This window comes from Campylobacter sp. US25a, from assembly GCF_004379075.1.
Classification (GTDB): Bacteria; Campylobacterota; Campylobacteria; order Campylobacterales; family Campylobacteraceae; genus Campylobacter_D; species Campylobacter_D jejuni.
The window spans coordinates 1-820 of sequence record NZ_RYYM01000067.1; the positions used below are offsets into that span (position 1 = coordinate 1).

Annotated in this window: 1 protein-coding gene; it reads left to right on the forward strand. The window is 26.2% G+C overall.

Features of this window, described 5'->3' with window-relative positions:
• Positions 1–820 (forward strand): hypothetical protein (locus ELQ12_RS10285; protein WP_166739608.1); only part of this gene is annotated, 820 nt, incomplete at both ends.

Genomic DNA, 820 nt, shown 5'->3' on the forward strand with positions numbered 1-820 from the left:
ATAGAGTGGTGGCAAAGGCTATGAGTGATGATGAGGGTAAAATAGTATTTGAAAATGTTTATGTGGGTAAAGAGAGCACTATAGATAAAATAAGCTTTATTATAGACAGAGAAAATTTCAATGAAGACAATTTTTATGAAAGTGTTTTAAAATACGCTCCAATGTTTAATATACAAAAAAAGCATAAACAAAAAGGGCAAGCTTTTATTGATAAAATGTTTTTTAGTTTCACTTATGCACAAGGAATAATGCAAGATAATGAGGTGTTAAAACTAGAAGCTTTGAAAAATAATTTTAATATCGTTTTTGATTATGAGGTAAGAAAACAAGAAGAATCCTATAAAAATTATATCATTTTATCTTATTTAGTTTTTGATGTTAAAGAAGATATAGAAGAATATATACGCCATACTACTATAGAAAATAGAGCTTTTCGTGGATTAGAATTGTTAGGTCGTGGATGGAAAAATCAATACAGCATCAAAGACGAGTGGAGAGATAAGGGTGTGGTATTTTTTGCTTATTTTAATTCTCAAAAATTTACCCCTTATAAAAAAATGGCTTTTATTGACAAGCCTATAGTTATTTTAGATATAGAAAAATTTGATAAAGAAGATATATTAAAAGATATAAAATTCCATTTTAAAACTCTTACTAAAGCCTATAAAATTTTTGTAATAGATTTAGATGCTAATACTCAAATACAAGAAAAAAAATCCATTGTCAATAATATAAAAAAGAATACCCAAAACTTAGAACTGCTTTATCTGCAACTTAAACTTTTTGATGATAAAGATGCTAATAAATGCAAGGTGCAATA